This is a genomic window from Butyricicoccus pullicaecorum (assembly GCF_002160355.1).
In the GTDB taxonomy this organism is placed as follows: domain Bacteria; phylum Bacillota; class Clostridia; order Oscillospirales; family Butyricicoccaceae; genus Butyricicoccus; species Butyricicoccus pullicaecorum.
The window spans coordinates 1-15,366 of sequence record NZ_NFKK01000001.1 but is presented as its reverse complement, the minus strand read 5'-3'; the positions used below and the strand labels follow the sequence as shown (position 1 = coordinate 15,366).

15 protein-coding genes and 1 tRNA gene are annotated in these 15,366 nt (G+C 52.7%); 8 read left to right on the top strand and 8 right to left on the bottom strand.

Features of this window, described 5'->3' with window-relative positions:
* Positions 1 to 170 precede the first annotated feature (170 nt).
* Together B5F17_RS00075 and B5F17_RS14570 are read right to left on the bottom strand one after the other, a co-directional pair.
* Positions 171 to 2,534, bottom strand: a complete 2,364-nt coding sequence (locus B5F17_RS00075) for a glycogen/starch/alpha-glucan phosphorylase (protein WP_016148404.1) — start codon at positions 2,532 to 2,534, stop codon at positions 171 to 173.
* 274 nt (positions 2,535 to 2,808) lie between these two features.
* Positions 2,809 to 2,979: a hypothetical protein gene (locus B5F17_RS14570; protein WP_162608026.1), complete on the bottom strand. Its 171-nt coding sequence runs from the start codon at positions 2,977 to 2,979 to the stop codon at positions 2,809 to 2,811.
* Between the two features lie 468 nt (positions 2,980 to 3,447).
* On the opposite strand from B5F17_RS14570, the gene B5F17_RS00070 reads away from it, so the two are divergent.
* On the top strand, positions 3,448 to 3,828 hold the full coding sequence (locus tag B5F17_RS00070; protein ID WP_016148406.1) for a desulfoferrodoxin family protein: 381 nt from the start codon (positions 3,448 to 3,450) through the stop codon (positions 3,826 to 3,828).
* 211 nt (positions 3,829 to 4,039) lie between these two features.
* On the opposite strand, the gene B5F17_RS00065 is transcribed toward B5F17_RS00070, so the two are convergent.
* Both B5F17_RS00065 and B5F17_RS00060 read right to left on the bottom strand, forming a co-directional pair.
* Positions 4,040 to 4,555, bottom strand: a complete 516-nt coding sequence (locus B5F17_RS00065) for a GerMN domain-containing protein (RefSeq protein ID WP_087369682.1) — start codon at positions 4,553 to 4,555, stop codon at positions 4,040 to 4,042.
* A gap of 71 nt (positions 4,556 to 4,626) precedes the next feature.
* Positions 4,627 to 5,484: a DegV family protein gene (locus B5F17_RS00060; protein WP_087369680.1), complete on the bottom strand. Its 858-nt coding sequence runs from the start codon at positions 5,482 to 5,484 to the stop codon at positions 4,627 to 4,629.
* A 136-nt stretch (positions 5,485 to 5,620) separates the two neighbouring features.
* Between B5F17_RS00060 and B5F17_RS00055 the strand changes: the two genes are divergently transcribed.
* On the top strand, positions 5,621 to 6,988 hold the full coding sequence (locus tag B5F17_RS00055; protein WP_087369678.1) for a hypothetical protein: 1,368 nt from the start codon (positions 5,621 to 5,623) through the stop codon (positions 6,986 to 6,988).
* A gap of 6 nt (positions 6,989 to 6,994) precedes the next feature.
* Here B5F17_RS00055 and B5F17_RS00050 read toward each other — a convergent pair whose 3' ends face one another.
* On the bottom strand, positions 6,995 to 7,738 hold the full coding sequence (locus B5F17_RS00050; RefSeq protein WP_162608025.1) for a 5'-methylthioadenosine/S-adenosylhomocysteine nucleosidase: 744 nt from the start codon (positions 7,736 to 7,738) through the stop codon (positions 6,995 to 6,997).
* Between the two features lie 131 nt (positions 7,739 to 7,869).
* On the opposite strand from B5F17_RS00050, the gene B5F17_RS00045 reads away from it, so the two are divergent.
* The 6 genes from B5F17_RS00045 (at position 7,870) to B5F17_RS00020 (ending at position 13,496) form a co-directional block, all read left to right on the top strand.
* Positions 7,870 to 8,568, top strand: coding sequence for a DUF554 domain-containing protein (locus B5F17_RS00045; RefSeq protein WP_162608024.1), 699 nt, complete (start codon positions 7,870 to 7,872; stop codon positions 8,566 to 8,568).
* 105 nt (positions 8,569 to 8,673) lie between these two features.
* Positions 8,674 to 8,749: transfer RNA gene (locus B5F17_RS00040), tRNA-Met, on the top strand.
* Between the two features lie 371 nt (positions 8,750 to 9,120).
* Positions 9,121 to 9,348: a helix-turn-helix domain-containing protein gene (locus B5F17_RS00035; RefSeq protein WP_087369672.1), complete on the top strand. Its 228-nt coding sequence runs from the start codon at positions 9,121 to 9,123 to the stop codon at positions 9,346 to 9,348.
* Positions 9,329 to 10,498 (top strand): tyrosine-type recombinase/integrase, encoded by a 1,170-nt coding sequence (locus B5F17_RS00030; protein ID WP_087369671.1) that lies wholly within the window; start codon positions 9,329 to 9,331, stop codon positions 10,496 to 10,498. The genes B5F17_RS00035 and B5F17_RS00030 overlap by 20 nt, the downstream gene beginning before the upstream one ends.
* Before the next feature lie 12 nt (positions 10,499 to 10,510).
* Positions 10,511 to 12,184, top strand: a complete 1,674-nt coding sequence (locus tag B5F17_RS00025) for a hypothetical protein (RefSeq protein ID WP_087369669.1) — start codon at positions 10,511 to 10,513, stop codon at positions 12,182 to 12,184.
* Between the two features lie 46 nt (positions 12,185 to 12,230).
* Entirely contained in the window at positions 12,231 to 13,496 is a 1,266-nt protein-coding gene (locus B5F17_RS00020) for a RecQ family ATP-dependent DNA helicase (protein WP_087369667.1), read from the top strand.
* 43 nt (positions 13,497 to 13,539) lie between these two features.
* Here the strand turns inward: B5F17_RS00020 and B5F17_RS00015 are convergent, their stop codons facing one another.
* The 3 genes from B5F17_RS00015 to B5F17_RS00005 form a co-directional block, all read right to left on the bottom strand.
* The gene (locus tag B5F17_RS00015; protein ID WP_087369665.1) at positions 13,540 to 13,707 is read right to left on the bottom strand and encodes a helix-turn-helix domain-containing protein; all 168 of its coding nucleotides are present in this window, start codon (positions 13,705 to 13,707) and stop codon (positions 13,540 to 13,542) included.
* Positions 13,704 to 13,952, bottom strand: a complete 249-nt coding sequence (locus B5F17_RS00010) for a hypothetical protein (protein ID WP_087369663.1) — start codon at positions 13,950 to 13,952, stop codon at positions 13,704 to 13,706. The genes B5F17_RS00015 and B5F17_RS00010 overlap by 4 nt, the downstream gene beginning before the upstream one ends.
* Before the next feature lie 145 nt (positions 13,953 to 14,097).
* Positions 14,098 to 15,207 carry a hypothetical protein gene (locus B5F17_RS00005; RefSeq protein ID WP_242968680.1) on the bottom strand — a complete coding sequence of 370 codons (1,110 nt, stop codon included), beginning with the start codon at positions 15,205 to 15,207 and terminating at the stop codon, positions 14,098 to 14,100.
* Between the last annotated feature and the right edge of the window lie 159 nt (positions 15,208 to 15,366).

Below are 15,366 nucleotides of genomic sequence, written 5' to 3'. Positions count from 1 at the left end.
AATCAAAGAGAATTCCGGACTCTGCGGAGTCCGGCCAGCTTACGCAGCTGGATCGCGCCGGGTCGCAGACCCGGACCCGCTCGTCGCCTGCGGGCGGGTTTTCTCCGTAAACGAAAAAAAATCCCGACTGTCTGTTTGACAGTCGGGATTTTTCATTGCTTGCGTATCTCTTATACTTCCTCGATATGCCAGATATCCTTAGCATACTCGCGGATGGTACGGTCGGACGAGAACTTGCCGCTATTGCAAATGTTCATCCAACGCTTCTTAGCGAAGACCAGCTGGTCCTTGTAGTCTCTGGCGACCTGCTTCTTGGCCTCGAGGTAACGCTCGAAGTCGAGCAGGAGGAAGTACTGGTCGGGACGATGCCAGCTTGCGCCGTATACGATCGAGTCATGCAGCTCGCGGAAGATACCCGAACCGCCGTCGTTGAGCGTACCGTTGACCAGAGCGTCCAGAACGCGCTTGATCTTGTAGTCGTTGTGGTACATGCCGTTGGGATTGTAGTGCTCCTGTACCGAACGGATTTCGTCGACGGTTGCGCCGAAGATATACTCGTTGATGCTGCCAGCTTCCTCGACGATCTCGATGTTTGCGCCGTCCAGAGTACCCAGGGTAACCGCACCGTTTGCCATGAGCTTCATGTTACCGGTACCGGATGCCTCCTTACCAGCGGTCGAAATCTGTTCGGAGACGTCGGCAGCTGCGATGATCTTCTCAGCGTAGGAGACATTGTAGTTGGACAGGAATGCAACCTTGATCTTGCCGCGTACGCGATCGTCGCGGTCGATGAGAGCTGCAACCTCGTTGATGAGCTTGATGATACCCTTTGCACGTGCGTAACCCGGAGCGGACTTTGCACCGAAGATGAAGGTAGTCGGGGTGAAGTCGGTCAGGCTGCCCTCAGCGATCTCGTAGTACAGCTCGAGGATGGCCAGAATGTTGAGGAACTGGCGCTTGTACTCGTGCAGACGCTTGATCTGTACGTCGAAGCAGGTGTTCGGGTCGATGGTGATGCCGTCCTTCTTCTGTACGAACTCGGCCAGCTTCTGATGGCTATGCAGCTTGATCTCGCACAGCTCCTGCATGACCTTCTCGTCCTCGACGTACTTCTCCAGCTGCTTGAGCTGAGACAGGTCGGTCTTCCAGCTCTCGTTGCCCAGCAGACGGGTGAGCAGGTCGGACAGCTCGGGGTTGCACAGAGCCAGCCAGCGGCGCTGGGTGATGCCGTTGGTCTTGTTCTGGAACTTCTCGGGATAAATCTGGTACCAGTCACGCAGAACGTCGTTCTTCAGGATCTCGGTGTGCAGCTGCGCAACGCCGTTGATGTAGCGCGAGCAGTAGATAGCCATGTAAGCCATGTGCACGGTGCCGTGCTGCAGGATGTGCATGGAGTATTCCTTGTCACCGGTGATGCCCTTCTGGTGCAGCTCGCCGCCCAGGTACTGATCGAGCATAACGATGATGTGGAAGACACGCGGAATGGTGCGCTCCATCAGGTGCTGGCTCCACTTCTCGAGTGCCTCTGCGAGAATGGTGTGGTTGGTGTAGGAGAATACCTGCTTGCAGATATCGAGTGCGTAGTCGAAGGACAGGCCCTCACCGTCGGTCAGCAGGCGAATCAGCTCAGGAATCGAGATAACCGGGTGGGTATCGTTGAGCTGGATGGCATTCATCTCTGCGAAGTGCGAGAAGTCATTGCCATAGGTCTTCTTATACTTGCGGATGATGTCCTGCAGGGATGCGGAGCAGAAGAAGTACTGCTGCTTGAGGCGCAGGATCTTACCGTCATCGGTGGAGTCGTTGGGGTACAGGACGCGGGAAATGTCCTCTGCGCGGTTGCGCTCTGCAACTGCTGCGTCGTACTGCTGGGCGTTGAACAGGTTGAAGTCAAACGCCTGTACCGGCTCTGCCTGCCACAGGCGCAGGGTGCCGATGTTGGAAGTATTATAGCCGATGATCGGCATATCATAGGGTACTGCGACGATGGTCTGGTCAGCGAACTCTACGCGGACAGCCTCGTCCTCACGGCGCAGGCTCCACGGGTCACCGTAGCGGGTCCAATCGTCAGCTTCTTCCTTCTGGAAGCCGCCTTCGATCTTCTGCTTGAACAGACCGTACTTATAGCGGATGCCGTAACCGTCGAGCGGAAGGTTTAAGGTTGCGGCAGAGTCCAGGAAGCAGGCAGCCAGGCGGCCAAGGCCACCGTTGCCCAGTGCACAGTCCTCGACCTCTTCAAAGGCGTCGAGAGACGCGCCATTCTTTTCGAGCAGCTGACCGATCTCCTCGGTCATGCCCAGGCAGAGCAGATTATTATAAATCATACGTCCCATCAGGAACTCCGCCGAGAAGTAGTATGCGTGGCGGGTGTTCTGATGCTTCTCCGCACTTGCATGCCAACGGTCGGCAATGCCCGCCATCAGGGAGCGGGAAACTGCGGTGTGGAGCTGGTCAGGCGTAGCCTCGGCCGGAGTCGTCTGAAATTCGCTCTTCAGATACAACTCAACGGCTTCCAGCATCTTTTTCTTAGGCATCTGGATATCCCCTTTACAAGAAATTGATTTGTGCTCAGTGAAATGCGCACGAGTAAAGTTTTACGCACCGTCGGCCAACGCCCCCTTCACCTCAGGCCAGACCGGACGGCATTTATAATATAGCACAAAAAGAGGAAAAAAATCAATGGTCATACCAGATATATCCATGAAAGATCAAAAAAAGTCCATAGAATCTCAAAAAAATGTCAACCATTCTGTATTTTTTGCAATAAAAAAGCACGTATAAACGTGCTCTTTTGGTTACAAGATAAATTTAGCTGAACGGATGGGCGGGATGGCTGTGCAGTTCGGTTTCCAGGTGCCATAACTGGATGCGGATACGTGCGATCGCATAGTGATCGGTTATTTGCGCAAGCAAGCCGGTCATAATGTCAATCTGTTCTCTGATGTAGCGTTCATTGGACGAAGTCGTGGTCGGAGTCATACGTTTTCCCCTCACTTTCAATAGTCCGGCGGGCAGGAAGTGCCCATATTGCTTGCTATGTACTTGTCTTTGCCCGAAACCATTCTGGTTTCCTAATATGGTTTTATCTTACGCTCTTTCCGGTCCATTGTCAAGGCATTTACCACAAGTTTCCAGAATTTTCACAATTACTTTACGCGCCAAAATGTGACCGTTTTGTGTATTTTTTGTCTTTTTGTGAGTGATTAGTTTTTCCCTTTCGCACTTGGACGCACTAGCACAATATACGGCACAACCTCCCCTTTTCGCTTCATTTGTATCCACGTCTGTCAATGTGCACAAAAAAATTCCTTTTTATTTGACCAAACTAGGGCTTGACTTTTACGTCATACGAATGTATACTATTCTCGTAAACAATAAACAAACACCTCCCGCACGGCGGGATCTCATGTATAACAAACGATTCTTTTGAGTAAAGGAGTAATCATCATGGAACTGAATTTCTATCTGTGCAAGCACTGTGGTAATGTTGTAGAGAAGGTTGTCGATCATAAGGTACCGGTTATCTGCTGCGGCGAAAAGATGCAGCTGCTCGACCCCGCAATGAGCGAGGGCGCTGGCGAGAAGCATCTGCCCGTTCTGTCCATCGAGGGCAACCAGGTTAAGGTATCGGTTGGCTCTGTTGCGCATCCCATGGAGGAAAAGCACTTCATCGGCTTCATCGCTCTGCACACCGAGAACGGCGTTCAGCGCAAGAACCTCAACCCGGGCGACGCTCCCGAGGCTGTCTTTGCTCTGGCTGACGGCGACAAGGTCATCGCAGCTTACGCTTACTGCAACCTGCACGGTCTGTGGAAGGCAAACGCATAAGCACACACACCGAAAACATCATAAACTGATCACTTCTTCATGGGCACCGCGGTTTAAAACCGCGGTGCTTTTTTTGCGCTGACACCAACCTCATCCGCAGCGCATAGCATGACACAAAGTCAGGAAGTTTCCCCCCTCTCCTGCCGGAAACGGGAGAAAAAAAGCGCCGGACGTATGCGTCCAGCGCTTATGTTTGGCTTGTTTGCTCCGATCACGCCGCAGGCGCCGCGTCGAAGATCTGGGTAAACGGCTCGTCGTAGAGTGCATGACCGGTTTCCAGCGTACCGCCGTCTACCGTGATGAGCAGGCTTGCCGCACCGTAGTACGCGAGGAAGGTATCTGCGACCGATGCAATGACCATAGTCTCCCCTGCCGTACCGCTGCCCGACAGTGCCTCAGCAAATGCCGCGTTGACGTCAAGCGTCAGGTTGTTGCTATCGTCCTTGGTCAGCGAGTTGACCGCAACCTCTGCGGGCAGTACGCCCTGCTCGACCAATGCAGCCATGAGGTCAGCTGCCTCGTCCTCACCGCTGACCTTGATTTCGGTCTCGGTCGGTACAACCGACTCAGCCTGTTCGTCGGGCAGGTACAGCGTGACCGTCTTGGTCTCGCCCTGCTGCTCCTCCTGCTGAGTGGTCTGGTCATTGGGGGTGTCGGTCTTGCCGCAGCCAACCATGGCCGTGCACAGTGCAACGGCGCACAGCGCCGCGAGTAATCTCTTGAACATGAATTTTCAACCTCCTTTGGTGCTTCATGTGTTCCTATTATATCAGACGTGCGCCCAAAGGTAAAGCGCACTCACCGCTGCTTGCCCAGGAAAAACAAGGCAACGGTACCAGGGCCTGAGTGGGCACCGATGGACGGGCCGACAAAGTTGATGAGACAATCGGGGATGCCGAACTTCTCCTTCACCTGATCGCGCACGTACTCGGCATCGGCCAGACAGTCGCCATGCGAGATGAAAAAGGTCTTGTTCTCGTAGTCACCGATTTGCTCGCCCATGCGCTTGACCAGATCGTCGAGCGCACGCTTTCTGCCGCGCATCTTGCCGACTGCAACCAGCTTGCCCTCGTCATCGACGTGCAGCACCGGCTTCATGTTCAGCATGGAACCGACGATCGCAGTCGCCTTGGACACACGTCCGCCGCGGTACAGGTGGAACAGGTCGTCGACCGTGAACAGGTGGACGACGTGCAGGCGGTTTTCTATGCACCAGTCGACGGTCTGCTGGAAGCTCTGTCCTGCATCACGCATCTGCACGGCAATGTGCACGAGCAAGCCCTGTCCGAGCGACGCGGCGAGCGAGTCCACAACCACAATCTGCTTGTCCGGGTGCTGTTCCTGCAATTCCATTGCCGCAATGCGTGCGCTCTGATAACTGCCGCTCAGGCCAGAGGAAAAGGCAATGTGCAGCACACAGTCGTGCGTCTCGAGCGCCTGCTCGAGCACCCGGCGTGCCTCCTCGGGGTTGACCTGCGCGGTCGTCGGCATCGCACCCGCGCGCATCCGTGCGTAAAAGTCCGCGTCAGGCATGGGATGGTGGGCATCATATGTCTGTCCGTCTACGGTATAACTCAAACTCATCAGACCTACGTCATGTTCCTTCAAATAGGTCATCGGCAGATCGCTGTTATTATCGGTCGTAATCGCAAACATAAGGATTCTCCGTTTCCGGCTGGAACGCCTAGCATTTGTTTCATTATATCATAAGGGCGCGTCAAAAAGCACTCCTGTTTGTAAATTTTCCCTCTGACAGCCTGTGTCCGGGCGCGTCCGGTTAGGAGGCTCCCCCTTGGTCACGCTCACTTCCCTGCACATCGCCTATATCGTCATCACGGTCGCCGTACTCGCTGCGCTCCTGCTCAAAAAAGAGATCGTCCTGCCCTGTGCACTGGGCATCCTCATCATCGGCTATCTCTACAAAGGCAGTCTCATCGGCGCCGTTCAGACGCTCAATAATGCCATTATCCACTCGTGTGTCGAGCTGCTCAGCATCATCGTGGTCATCGCGCTGGTTGTCGCCATGAGTCATGCCATGATTGCCGTCGGTGCCGATCAAATGCTCATGCGTCCGGTCGGACGCATCATCCGCACGCGCAATACCGCCTTCTGGGCCATCGGTCTTGCCATGCTCATCGTATCCTGGCTCATCTGGCCCAGTCCCGCGGTCGCGCTCATCGGTGCTTTGCTGCTGCCCGTCGCCTCCCGCGTCGGCCTGCCTGCTATCTGGGCAGCGGTTGCCATGAACCTGTTCGGCCACGGTGCCGGCCTGTCGTCCGACTTCTTCATCCAAGGCGCGCCCGATATCACCGCCACGGCCGCCGGCGTGGACACGGTGACGGTCATGCGCGCCAGTCTGCCCCTGTGGGCAGTCATGTGTATTACCACCTTCGCCGTCGCATTCTTCCTCATGCACCGCGACCTCAAGCAAAATCCCAGCCTTGCCACCGTCGAACTGCACGACTTCAGCCGTACCATCGAGCGCCCGCGTCTGGCAATCACCATTGCCGTCCTCATTCCGGCAGCTCTGCTGTTTGATGTCGGTCTGATGGTGCGTTTTGGCATCACAGGCGGCGACGCGACTGCGTTGGTCGCAGGTACGGCACTCATCCTCATGTCCATCACCACCATCACTGACCACGGCGTCAGAAATGCACTCGAGATCGCCACCGATCACCTGCGCGACGGCTTCATCTTCGCCATCAAGATTTTCGCACCGGTCATCGTCATCGCAGGCTTCTTCTTCCTTGGCAGCGAGAGCTTTGCCCAGACCGTTCTGGGCCCAGATGCACGCGGTCTGCTCAGTGATATCGGCCTGTGGCTGGCCGAGCACGTCCCGCTGTCCCGCGCTTCTATCGCCGTTCTGGAAACCGCCGTCGGCGCAATCACCGGTCTGGACGGCTCGGGCTTCTCCGGCCTGCCGCTGTGCGGCGCACTCGCGCAGACCTTCGCCGCGACCGGCTCGGTCGATGTCGCAACCCTCGCCGCACTCGGTCAGATCTCGACCGTCTGGGTCGGCGGCGGCACCATCATCCCCTGGGGCTGTGTCCCGGTCGCTGCCATCTGCGGCATCAAAGCCGCCGATCTGGCCAAAAAGAACCTCATCCCGGTCGTCTGCGGTCTGGCCGCGACTACGATCGCCGCCATTATATTGATGTAACGATGTTTAGTCGGTCAGTTCACGGTAATTTCGCATGACCGCACGCGCAAACTTCTGACACGCTTCGCCCGTGCGCTCGTCGAACGGCTCCCCGTGCACCGCGGTATTGGAAAGAATGCGCACGGTCAGAAAGGGTACGCCGTAAGCCGCACAGATCTGCGCCGAAGCTGCCGCCTCCATCTCCTCGGTCATGGTACCCCAGTTTTCATGCAGCCACGCGATGCGGTCGAGCTCGTTGTTCCACACATCGCCCGAACCGATCGTGCCCTGTACGACCGTGCTTTCCGTCCAGCAAACCGCAGCCGCTGCGCGTACCAAGTCCGCATCGGCTGCAAAGACCGTCTTTTTCTCTCCGTCACCCGGCTGCGTGTTGGCAATCTCCAAACCGAGCGGCTCACCGCAGACCGGGTCCATGCCCGCACCACGCGCCCGCTCGGGCGTGCGTACCGCACCCATGTTGATGACCTGCGCACCGATGACAATGTCACCCGTGTGCAGGTCGGGTGCGTGTCCGCCCGACGTGCCCTGATTGAGCACCGCACACGGCGCAAAGCGCTCGATCGCAAGTGCCGTCGAAGCCGCCGCATTGGCCATACCCTGATTGGTGCGCACAATCACCACCGGATATCCGTCCAGCTCTCCCTGCACACACTTCCAACAGCCGAGCGTCACCAACTCGGCGTTCTCCAATGCATCGATCAGCCATAATGTCTCGGCATCCATTGCCCCTGTACATACAATCGGTCTCATAAAATCTCTCCATCTTCTAAAAATCTTCAAAGGATGCTTCATTATATCACAGAATCTGTAAATTTTCACACTTACTCTGCATGACAGGTTGTGCTATACTGGTACAGGATATAACATTTGGAGGGATTTTCTTGTTACCTGTTGGTGTGATTGCAAACTCTGTTGCCGTCGCAATAGGCGGTGTGGTCGGTGCGGCCATCGGCCCCAGCCTGCCCGAGCGTATTCGTACCTCTCTGCCGACCGTCTTTGGTTTTTCGTCCTGTCTGATCGGTATTTCTCTCGCCGCCAAGGTGGTCAACCTTGCTCCAGTCATCCTGTCCATGATCTTGGGTCTGCTCATCGGTGAACTGCTGTTTTTAAGTACACGGATCGAAAACGGTATCCGTACCGTGCAGAAAAAACTACACTTTGAGCTCGGCGACGCCGATTATATGGAACGCTTTACCACCCTGCTGCTCCTGTTCTGCGCCAGCGGCACCGGCGTATTCGGTGCGCTGACCGAGGGCATGACCGGCAACAGCAGTATTTTGCTCGCCAAAACCATTCTGGATTTCTTTACCGTCATCATCTTCGCCTCCACCATGGGACGCTTTCTCTCGGTGATCGCAGTCCCCCAGTTTGTCGTCATGCTCACGCTCTTCTTACTGGCTCGCGTGATCTATCCCCTCATGTCCGCCGATATGACCGCCGACTTTTCTGCCCTCGGCGGAATCCTCACCATGATGGCTGGATTTAACCTGCTGCGCATCAAGCAAACTCCGGTTTTGAACCTGCTCCCCGCCTTCCTGCTCTGTCCAATCCTGAGCAAATTATGGAGCATGGTTTTCTGAGCAAAGCAATTTTTCAAAGAAATCTAAAAAAAGTGTTGACACCAGCTCGGGACTGTGATATTATAATGGAGCACCACACGAGAGCGTGTGATACAAACCAGATATCGCAGGGTAGAGCAGCTGGTAGCTCGTCGGGCTCATAACCCGGAGGTCGCAGGTTCAAGTCCTGTCCCTGCACCCATTAAAAAGCACTGATTCGTTTGAATCGGTGCTTTTTCTTTTATCTTTTTGCTGGGTAAGGCAGAATCGTCATCCTGTGTTGACCCCTAATCTGACCCCTTTAAAATTTTGCTTGTATGAAATTGTCGGATATGTTATACTAAAACTTGAGAGAAACATTACTTCGGGTATAAGTGGATACTCCACAAATGTCTCGTGATGGCCCGTTACGTTACATTGTGCAGTGTACCAATCCATGAATCCCGCTACAGTATTTAAAATTGAATCAAAAAATAGACATCTTGGGTGTTTATTTTTTGTACTCTTTTTTAGATACGTAGCGGGATTCTTTTGTTTTTAACGGGCAAATTCACGAGAATAGGAGAATAAAAAATGTGCACATCCACCAATGACCTGGCTCTCATCCTGAGTGCCCCCCAAGTTGCCGAATTCCTCGGAATCTCACGCAGCTTGGCATACCAGCTATTTCGGCAGAAAGACTTCCCCACCATTCAGGTCGGCCGCCGCAAGCTGGTACGCCGCGAGGCTCTGCTGGCTTGGCTCGACGCACACACCCAGGGACGTGAGGAGGTTGTAAGCAATGAAAACGAGACGGCCTGAAGGAAGCATCCGCCGCCGCGCGGATGGTCGCTATGAGGTACGGGTACAGACCGGCATCAATTACAATACCGGTGCCCCGATCCGCAAATCCATGTATGCCCACACCGAGGAGGAGGCCCAGCGCCTCCTCTACGGACTGCTGGCCGATCCCAGCCAAGCCATAAAGCACGTCGATGATGACTGCACGCTGAACGAGTGGTTAGAATGCTGGCTGCGGACTTATGTTGCCGATCACGTGAAACAGTCCACCTTCACCAGCTACCGTACATACGTTCAAAAGCACTTCGCGCCAGTACTCGGTCAGTGTAAGCTGCGCGACTTAACTCCTCGAAAACTGCAAGAGTTTTACAATTTCAAGCAGAAATCCGAAGGATTAAGCCCAAAAACTGTTATCAATATGAACCTCTGTCTGCACAAGGCACTCAATCAGGCTGTGAGTGAAGGACTTCTGAAGTCCAACCCAGCTTCTTCCCTCAATCTGAAACGAGGCCGCAAGCCGCAGATCACCGTCTTGACCCGTGATCAACAGGCTCGTTTGCTGGAAGAGAGCCGGAAACACCGGTATGGCGTATTCATTCGTCTGACACTCGCCACCGGCTTGCGTATCGGTGAGGTCTGTGGTCTGCGCTGGGACGATATCGACCTGTCCGGCGGGGTGCTTTATGTGCGTCGCTCTCTTGGCAGACTCAGTAAAATGGAGGACAATCCTGTGGGAAATCGCACGGAGCTCGCACTTTCCGATGTCAAAAGTGAGAATTCCCGCCGCAGCATTCCCCTTCTGCGCGGAATCTGTGCCGATCTGGAAGTTTGGCGCAACGTGCAGCGGCGTGACATTGATCGCATCGGCGCTGATGTCTTTGCGCATCCCGAGATGGTGCTCACGAATGAGTTCGGCGGACTCATCGAACCGAGAACGCTGTCTGACTATTATCATGCGATTCTCAAGGCTGCCGATCTGCCCCATTTCACCTTTCATGCCTTGCGTCACACCTTCGCGACAAGGGCACTCGAGCAGGGTATGGATGCCAAGACCCTGTCCACGCTGCTCGGGCACTACTCGGTGGCGTTCACGCTCGACACCTACACACACGTGCTCGATGACCAAAAACGTTCGGAAATGGCACGATTGGAAGCACTGTTTGATCTTTAATGGAGGTTCTATATGAGCAAGAAACATCGCATGTTCCAGGAGACGCCCCGAAAAGGCAAAACCACAAAGCTGGCTGACACCACTCCTGAATTTCCCTACCCCGAGCTTATTCAAGCTATTTGGGCCGGTGAATCAAATTCCATCATTGTGGTCGATTCTGGCCCCAGTGACAATGAAAAGGTAATAAAATATTGCAAACAGCTTACTTGTTATCCTGATTTTCATAAATGCGGAAAGAATATATCCACAGATTCCGGCATCGTGCTTCCCGGAATTGCTATCTGGAAACGTCCATTCGCGCTGCAAATCGCTCAAGATGTGACTGTGCGATATAAAATTCTGAAATTTTATTACCAGCAGTACCTCATAACATATGCCATTCCGGTATCGAAGGCTGACTCCCTAACCTCACTGCCGCAAATTGAATGTACGCCAGACGAGATCAAGGCGATTCTGCGTGCAGCGGATGTCTTGTCGAAGCCCTCATTAAAAGAAAAACCCCATAGAATATCATCACCCGTTGCCAACGATATTGCGGCGCATCGCGACGCGTTTGCTTCTCACTCCACAGTGGATCTTCCCGCAAGACTTCTGACCCTCATGCAATCCGATGACTACATACTTGCTCTCGTTGCCATCTGCGCCGATGTACACTACCGGGCAATGCACTCACAGCCGAAACTCCCCGACGTTTTGTATAATTTTGTCGGAGAATCCAGACAGCAGGGCTGGCGGGATCAACTTCTCAATCTGTTTACGGCGTTGAACTTTTCAACCTCAACTGATTGCACACACACCCGACCACTGATCACACAGGTAAAAGATCCCAACGACCTCAAACGCTGGCACAACGGGCCGCGAGATCGCCTTCACCTGATCTCAACTGCAACCGGCTCCCTGCTCTGGTCATTGATCGAATGCTTGAGTGATCGAGAGAACCATTCCCAATGCGGAAGAAGATCCTCTCCACTGCATACAGTTCCCATTACACTCTGTAGCAGCGCCTTGTGCTCACCATACGCTTTCGATTTCGATCTTACGAAAAATTCGAAATCAATTGGCCCCGATGACTTCGACTTAATTCGTGAAGCAATGTGTAAGTTTTTGCAAGATCAACATCTTCAAACTGCAAAAATGCTTTTCGATCGCCGCATGTCATCCCCAACATCTTACAGAATGATTCCTCGTGTTATGTGGTTTGAATCGTTGGAGCAGGCTTTCATCGATTGTATTTTTGGAGACCATCCTGCATACAACGAGGCCTGTACCCTCTTGGCGAACACAACCTCAGCCCAACTAGAGCAGGCGACCTTGCGTGAAGAAAGTCTCGCCCGCGCGCTCGAGTTGATTGCACATCCGGCGTGCTTCGCAAAACATCTCATCCCCTGTCCCAAAACATGGGAAGACGCACTAGGTGCTCTGTGCAATGATGCCTATGCATTCCACAAGCGTTTCCAGAAAGGTAAACATCGAGGATGTCAAGCGCTTGCCTTTACCTCTGACTCACTCAAGCGCCTACTTCATACCGTGTCATGCAACGAATCTTTGTTTGATTCTTTTCTGGAAAGGGCTGCCGCACAAGACCTTCTTCTTGATCGCTCTGAGGTGCTCAACATCGGTGGAGAAACACGCCGCGTCATTCTTTTCCGCTTGAACGACGAAAGCCTATCTCTCGCAGAAAAGTGATGAAATTACGCAATTACAAAGTTACACTCACATTGGAGGTTTCTTTATGTGTCAATTATTGATAGATCCCAAACTGCGCCATGCCCTGCAAACACTCGGTGTTGTGGAATTACGCCCTCATCAGCTGGGCGCTTTCATCTCCATCGACCGTGGACACGACGTACTGGCATTGCTGCCCACCGGCAGTGGTAAATCCCTGCTTTTCCAGCTTCCCGCACTGCTGGATCCTCCCGGTGCGCTCACGCTGGTCATCTCTCCATTGCGTGCCTTGCAGGATGATCAAGCGACCACGCTGCAAGCTCATGGCATTTCGACGGCTCTGCTCAACTCAGATCTTTCCGAATCCCAACATGCGGAGATATTGTCTGCGTTCACCCAGGCCGGAGGCATCCTGTATACCACGCCCGAGCAACTTTGCCGCGACGATGTCCGAAACGCTTTGCAGTGTAGTTCACTCCGCCGCGTTGTGCTCGATGAAGCCCATGTGATTGCCGAAGCCTCGGATTACTTCCGTGCAGCATACATGGATCTCGGTTCATTTATTGAAGCTTTCCCTCAGGCCCAGCGCATTGCGTTGACCGCAACCGCAACCAAGCAGACCCGCAAACGAATCATCCGGCGTTTTCAGCTGCGTGATCCGGACATATTTACGGTTCCCATGCGGCGCAACAATTTGCATCTCCATGTCAAAAAAATTGCATCTCCTGCCAAGTCGCTGCACCTTACTGCAAATGATTTACTATATCGTGGAGTGGAGAATGAACTGATGGGGTGGTGGGAGAATCGCTCGGGGAGTGCCATCGTATACTGCGCCACCGTAGCCGAGACACAAACGCTCGCTGCATGGCTCAAGAGCAAGAATTGGAAAGCGTTGTGCTTCCACGGAGAGCTGTCTCAAAAGAAGCGCAAACGCGTTCTCAATAAGTTCAAAACGAAAGATCGCTCCCTCGTTGTTGCGACAACAGCATTCGGCCTGGGAATCGATAAACCCAACGTCCGCCTTGTCATACACGCCGGACTTCCACTAACTATGGATGACTACGTCCAGCAAATCGGACGAGCCGGACGAGATGGAAAAAAATCCCGCTGTGTTCTGTTCTATCGTCCTGAAGACTTTGCCCGCAATAAACAAATTTTGCTGCACGGAGCATCTGAACCAGATCGTCAGTCGTACTATTTGACCAATCGCTTGGATGCCCTCAAAGACTTTGTATCGGCCGATTGCTGTCTGTGGAAGATCATAGAAAAGTACTTCGGGGAATATCCTCACAAATCTTGTAAACACTGCTGCGTTTGTAAACGGCACTTATAATTCTCAGAAAGGGCACCGAACGATTCCGGTGCCCTTTTCGACATTAAGCAAGCGATTGCTGCACGAATGCTTCGAGCGCGGCGAGCGGGATACGATATTCCCGCCCGACCTTGAGCGCAGCCAGCTCTCCGCTTTGAATCATGCGCCGCACCTGCACCCGACTGGTCTGGAGCAGCGCGGCAACCTCTTTTACAGTCAGCAAACGGTTCATGCCCACGGATCTTCCTCCCAGGCATCCGAGTCGTGATTGCGACCTTCATAATACAGCAAGTTGTGCAGACGGCAGATGTCATATTTGACGAAGCCATACACACCGATCTCATTTCGGCGGGGCTGTACATTGTGTGTCTCGCATGCAGCTTTCAGCTCGCTTTTGCTCATCTCAAAGAGTTCACAAGTACCCTTGATTGTATAAAACTCTTCCAACTGTTTGTAATTGATGTATGGTACTGACATAAGATTACCTCCTAATAACGCGATTTACGATCTTTCAAATTGATGTACGTATCGCGTGCTATCTGCATTTACCTTATATCATTGTTATCCATTTGAATTTATAATTCGTTGCGATTTCTGCCAGAATCCTAGTGTGATTGCGCAGTTATTTCATTTTTTGGTACGGAATCACAACCTCACCCTCTGAAATCATCCGAAGTAAAGATACTGGTCCGGGGATTTGCTGGGCGCAGAAGTTCTTCCATAACGGAATGGGGCTGAACCCCAGTCTATATACTCTTCGGAGCAGATCGTTTACCGCAAATCCTTCGCACTCCATTTCCTCCAATACCTGATCGACCGACTGCTTGCGCTGCATTCTACGAGTAAGTTCCAGCATCATTTGCTTGGCTTCATCCTCGTATTTTGAACCCATAATCCGCTTTTCGATCTCCTCGATCTGACAGAACTGAACATCGGCAAAGCACTGCTCGAAGTGCTTGCAGATACGTTTTTCGCTTTTCTGCATCAGATACCATAACAATTCACTCGGGTTATCGGTACCCAGCTTCTTTTCCAACCCACGTAGCACAGAACGCTGATACTGTACCTCAAATCGCAAAACACCCTCGGGTAAGTCCTCATAATCGACTCGCAAACCTTGTTCGGTTGCCTGGTAGGTCTTATCGTAAATGACCAGACTATGGGTACCGCACTGAAACTTGATGTAGTGCTTGTTGTACTTGTTCGCCTTCTTCTTGTCCTTTTCTTTGCGGGATACGCGCTTGTACTTTGGCGGTGTAGGTAGTTTTCTCAATACACGGACAACCTCGCGAAAGATTTTCTTATGGTCACAGCGGATATTGACGCATAGATCGACCCGACTCAGATAATAATCGTCCAACTGATCATTGAATGCTGATGGCTTCAAAAGTGCATGAAACGCCGCTTGAAGCTCGGCAATACTGGACTTTTCAGGCGGGAAAATACCGATGTAGGATGCATTCGGATCGATGACCTTACGTGGATTGACTACCATGCGTACATAATAGCCACGGCTGTTCTCCTGATCGTGTGCGTGCTCCAATGTGATACGCAGACCATTTGCTTCATACTGTGATACCCGATGTACGCCTTTCGACTCTTTGTAAACACAGCCCTTGGAAAAAACCTTGCTTTGATCGTACAGTTTTCCTTTGCAGTAATTCCATTCACTCTTTGTCAGTTTTCTAGATATTTCAAAGGTATGGACGGAAAATCCATCTGCCTCTAACATAAAACGTGCTTTTCTTGTAACAATCTTACCCATTACAAACAGTCCTTTTTTGCTAAAATATTGTTTATTGAACTGTCTGATCTGTGTGTAAAAAAATACCCCCTTATTTCTGTGCTATAACATAGGAATAAGAAGGTATATGAGGATTTTTATGTACTT

Excerpts from the sequence above, each read along its gene's own strand:
- B5F17_RS00075 (WP_016148404.1), bottom strand. The coding sequence starts at position 2,534 with ATGCCTAAGAAAAAGATGCTGGAAGCCGTTGAGTTGTATCTGAAGAGC.
- B5F17_RS14570 (WP_162608026.1), bottom strand. The coding sequence starts at position 2,979 with ATGACTCCGACCACGACTTCGTCCAATGAACGCTACATCAGAGAACAG.
- B5F17_RS00070 (WP_016148406.1), top strand. The coding sequence starts at position 3,448 with ATGGAACTGAATTTCTATCTGTGCAAGCACTGTGGTAATGTTGTAGAG.
- B5F17_RS00065 (WP_087369682.1), bottom strand. The coding sequence starts at position 4,555 with ATGTTCAAGAGATTACTCGCGGCGCTGTGCGCCGTTGCACTGTGCACG.
- B5F17_RS00060 (WP_087369680.1), bottom strand. The coding sequence starts at position 5,484 with ATGTTTGCGATTACGACCGATAATAACAGCGATCTGCCGATGACCTAT.
- B5F17_RS00050 (WP_162608025.1), bottom strand. The coding sequence starts at position 7,738 with ATGAGACCGATTGTATGTACAGGGGCAATGGATGCCGAGACATTATGG.
- B5F17_RS00035 (WP_087369672.1), top strand. The coding sequence starts at position 9,121 with ATGTGCACATCCACCAATGACCTGGCTCTCATCCTGAGTGCCCCCCAA.
- B5F17_RS00030 (WP_087369671.1), top strand. The coding sequence starts at position 9,329 with ATGAAAACGAGACGGCCTGAAGGAAGCATCCGCCGCCGCGCGGATGGT.
- B5F17_RS00025 (WP_087369669.1), top strand. The coding sequence starts at position 10,511 with ATGAGCAAGAAACATCGCATGTTCCAGGAGACGCCCCGAAAAGGCAAA.
- B5F17_RS00020 (WP_087369667.1), top strand. The coding sequence starts at position 12,231 with ATGTGTCAATTATTGATAGATCCCAAACTGCGCCATGCCCTGCAAACA.
- B5F17_RS00015 (WP_087369665.1), bottom strand. The coding sequence starts at position 13,707 with ATGAACCGTTTGCTGACTGTAAAAGAGGTTGCCGCGCTGCTCCAGACC.
- B5F17_RS00010 (WP_087369663.1), bottom strand. The coding sequence starts at position 13,952 with ATGTCAGTACCATACATCAATTACAAACAGTTGGAAGAGTTTTATACA.
- B5F17_RS00005 (WP_242968680.1), bottom strand. The coding sequence starts at position 15,207 with ATGTTAGAGGCAGATGGATTTTCCGTCCATACCTTTGAAATATCTAGA.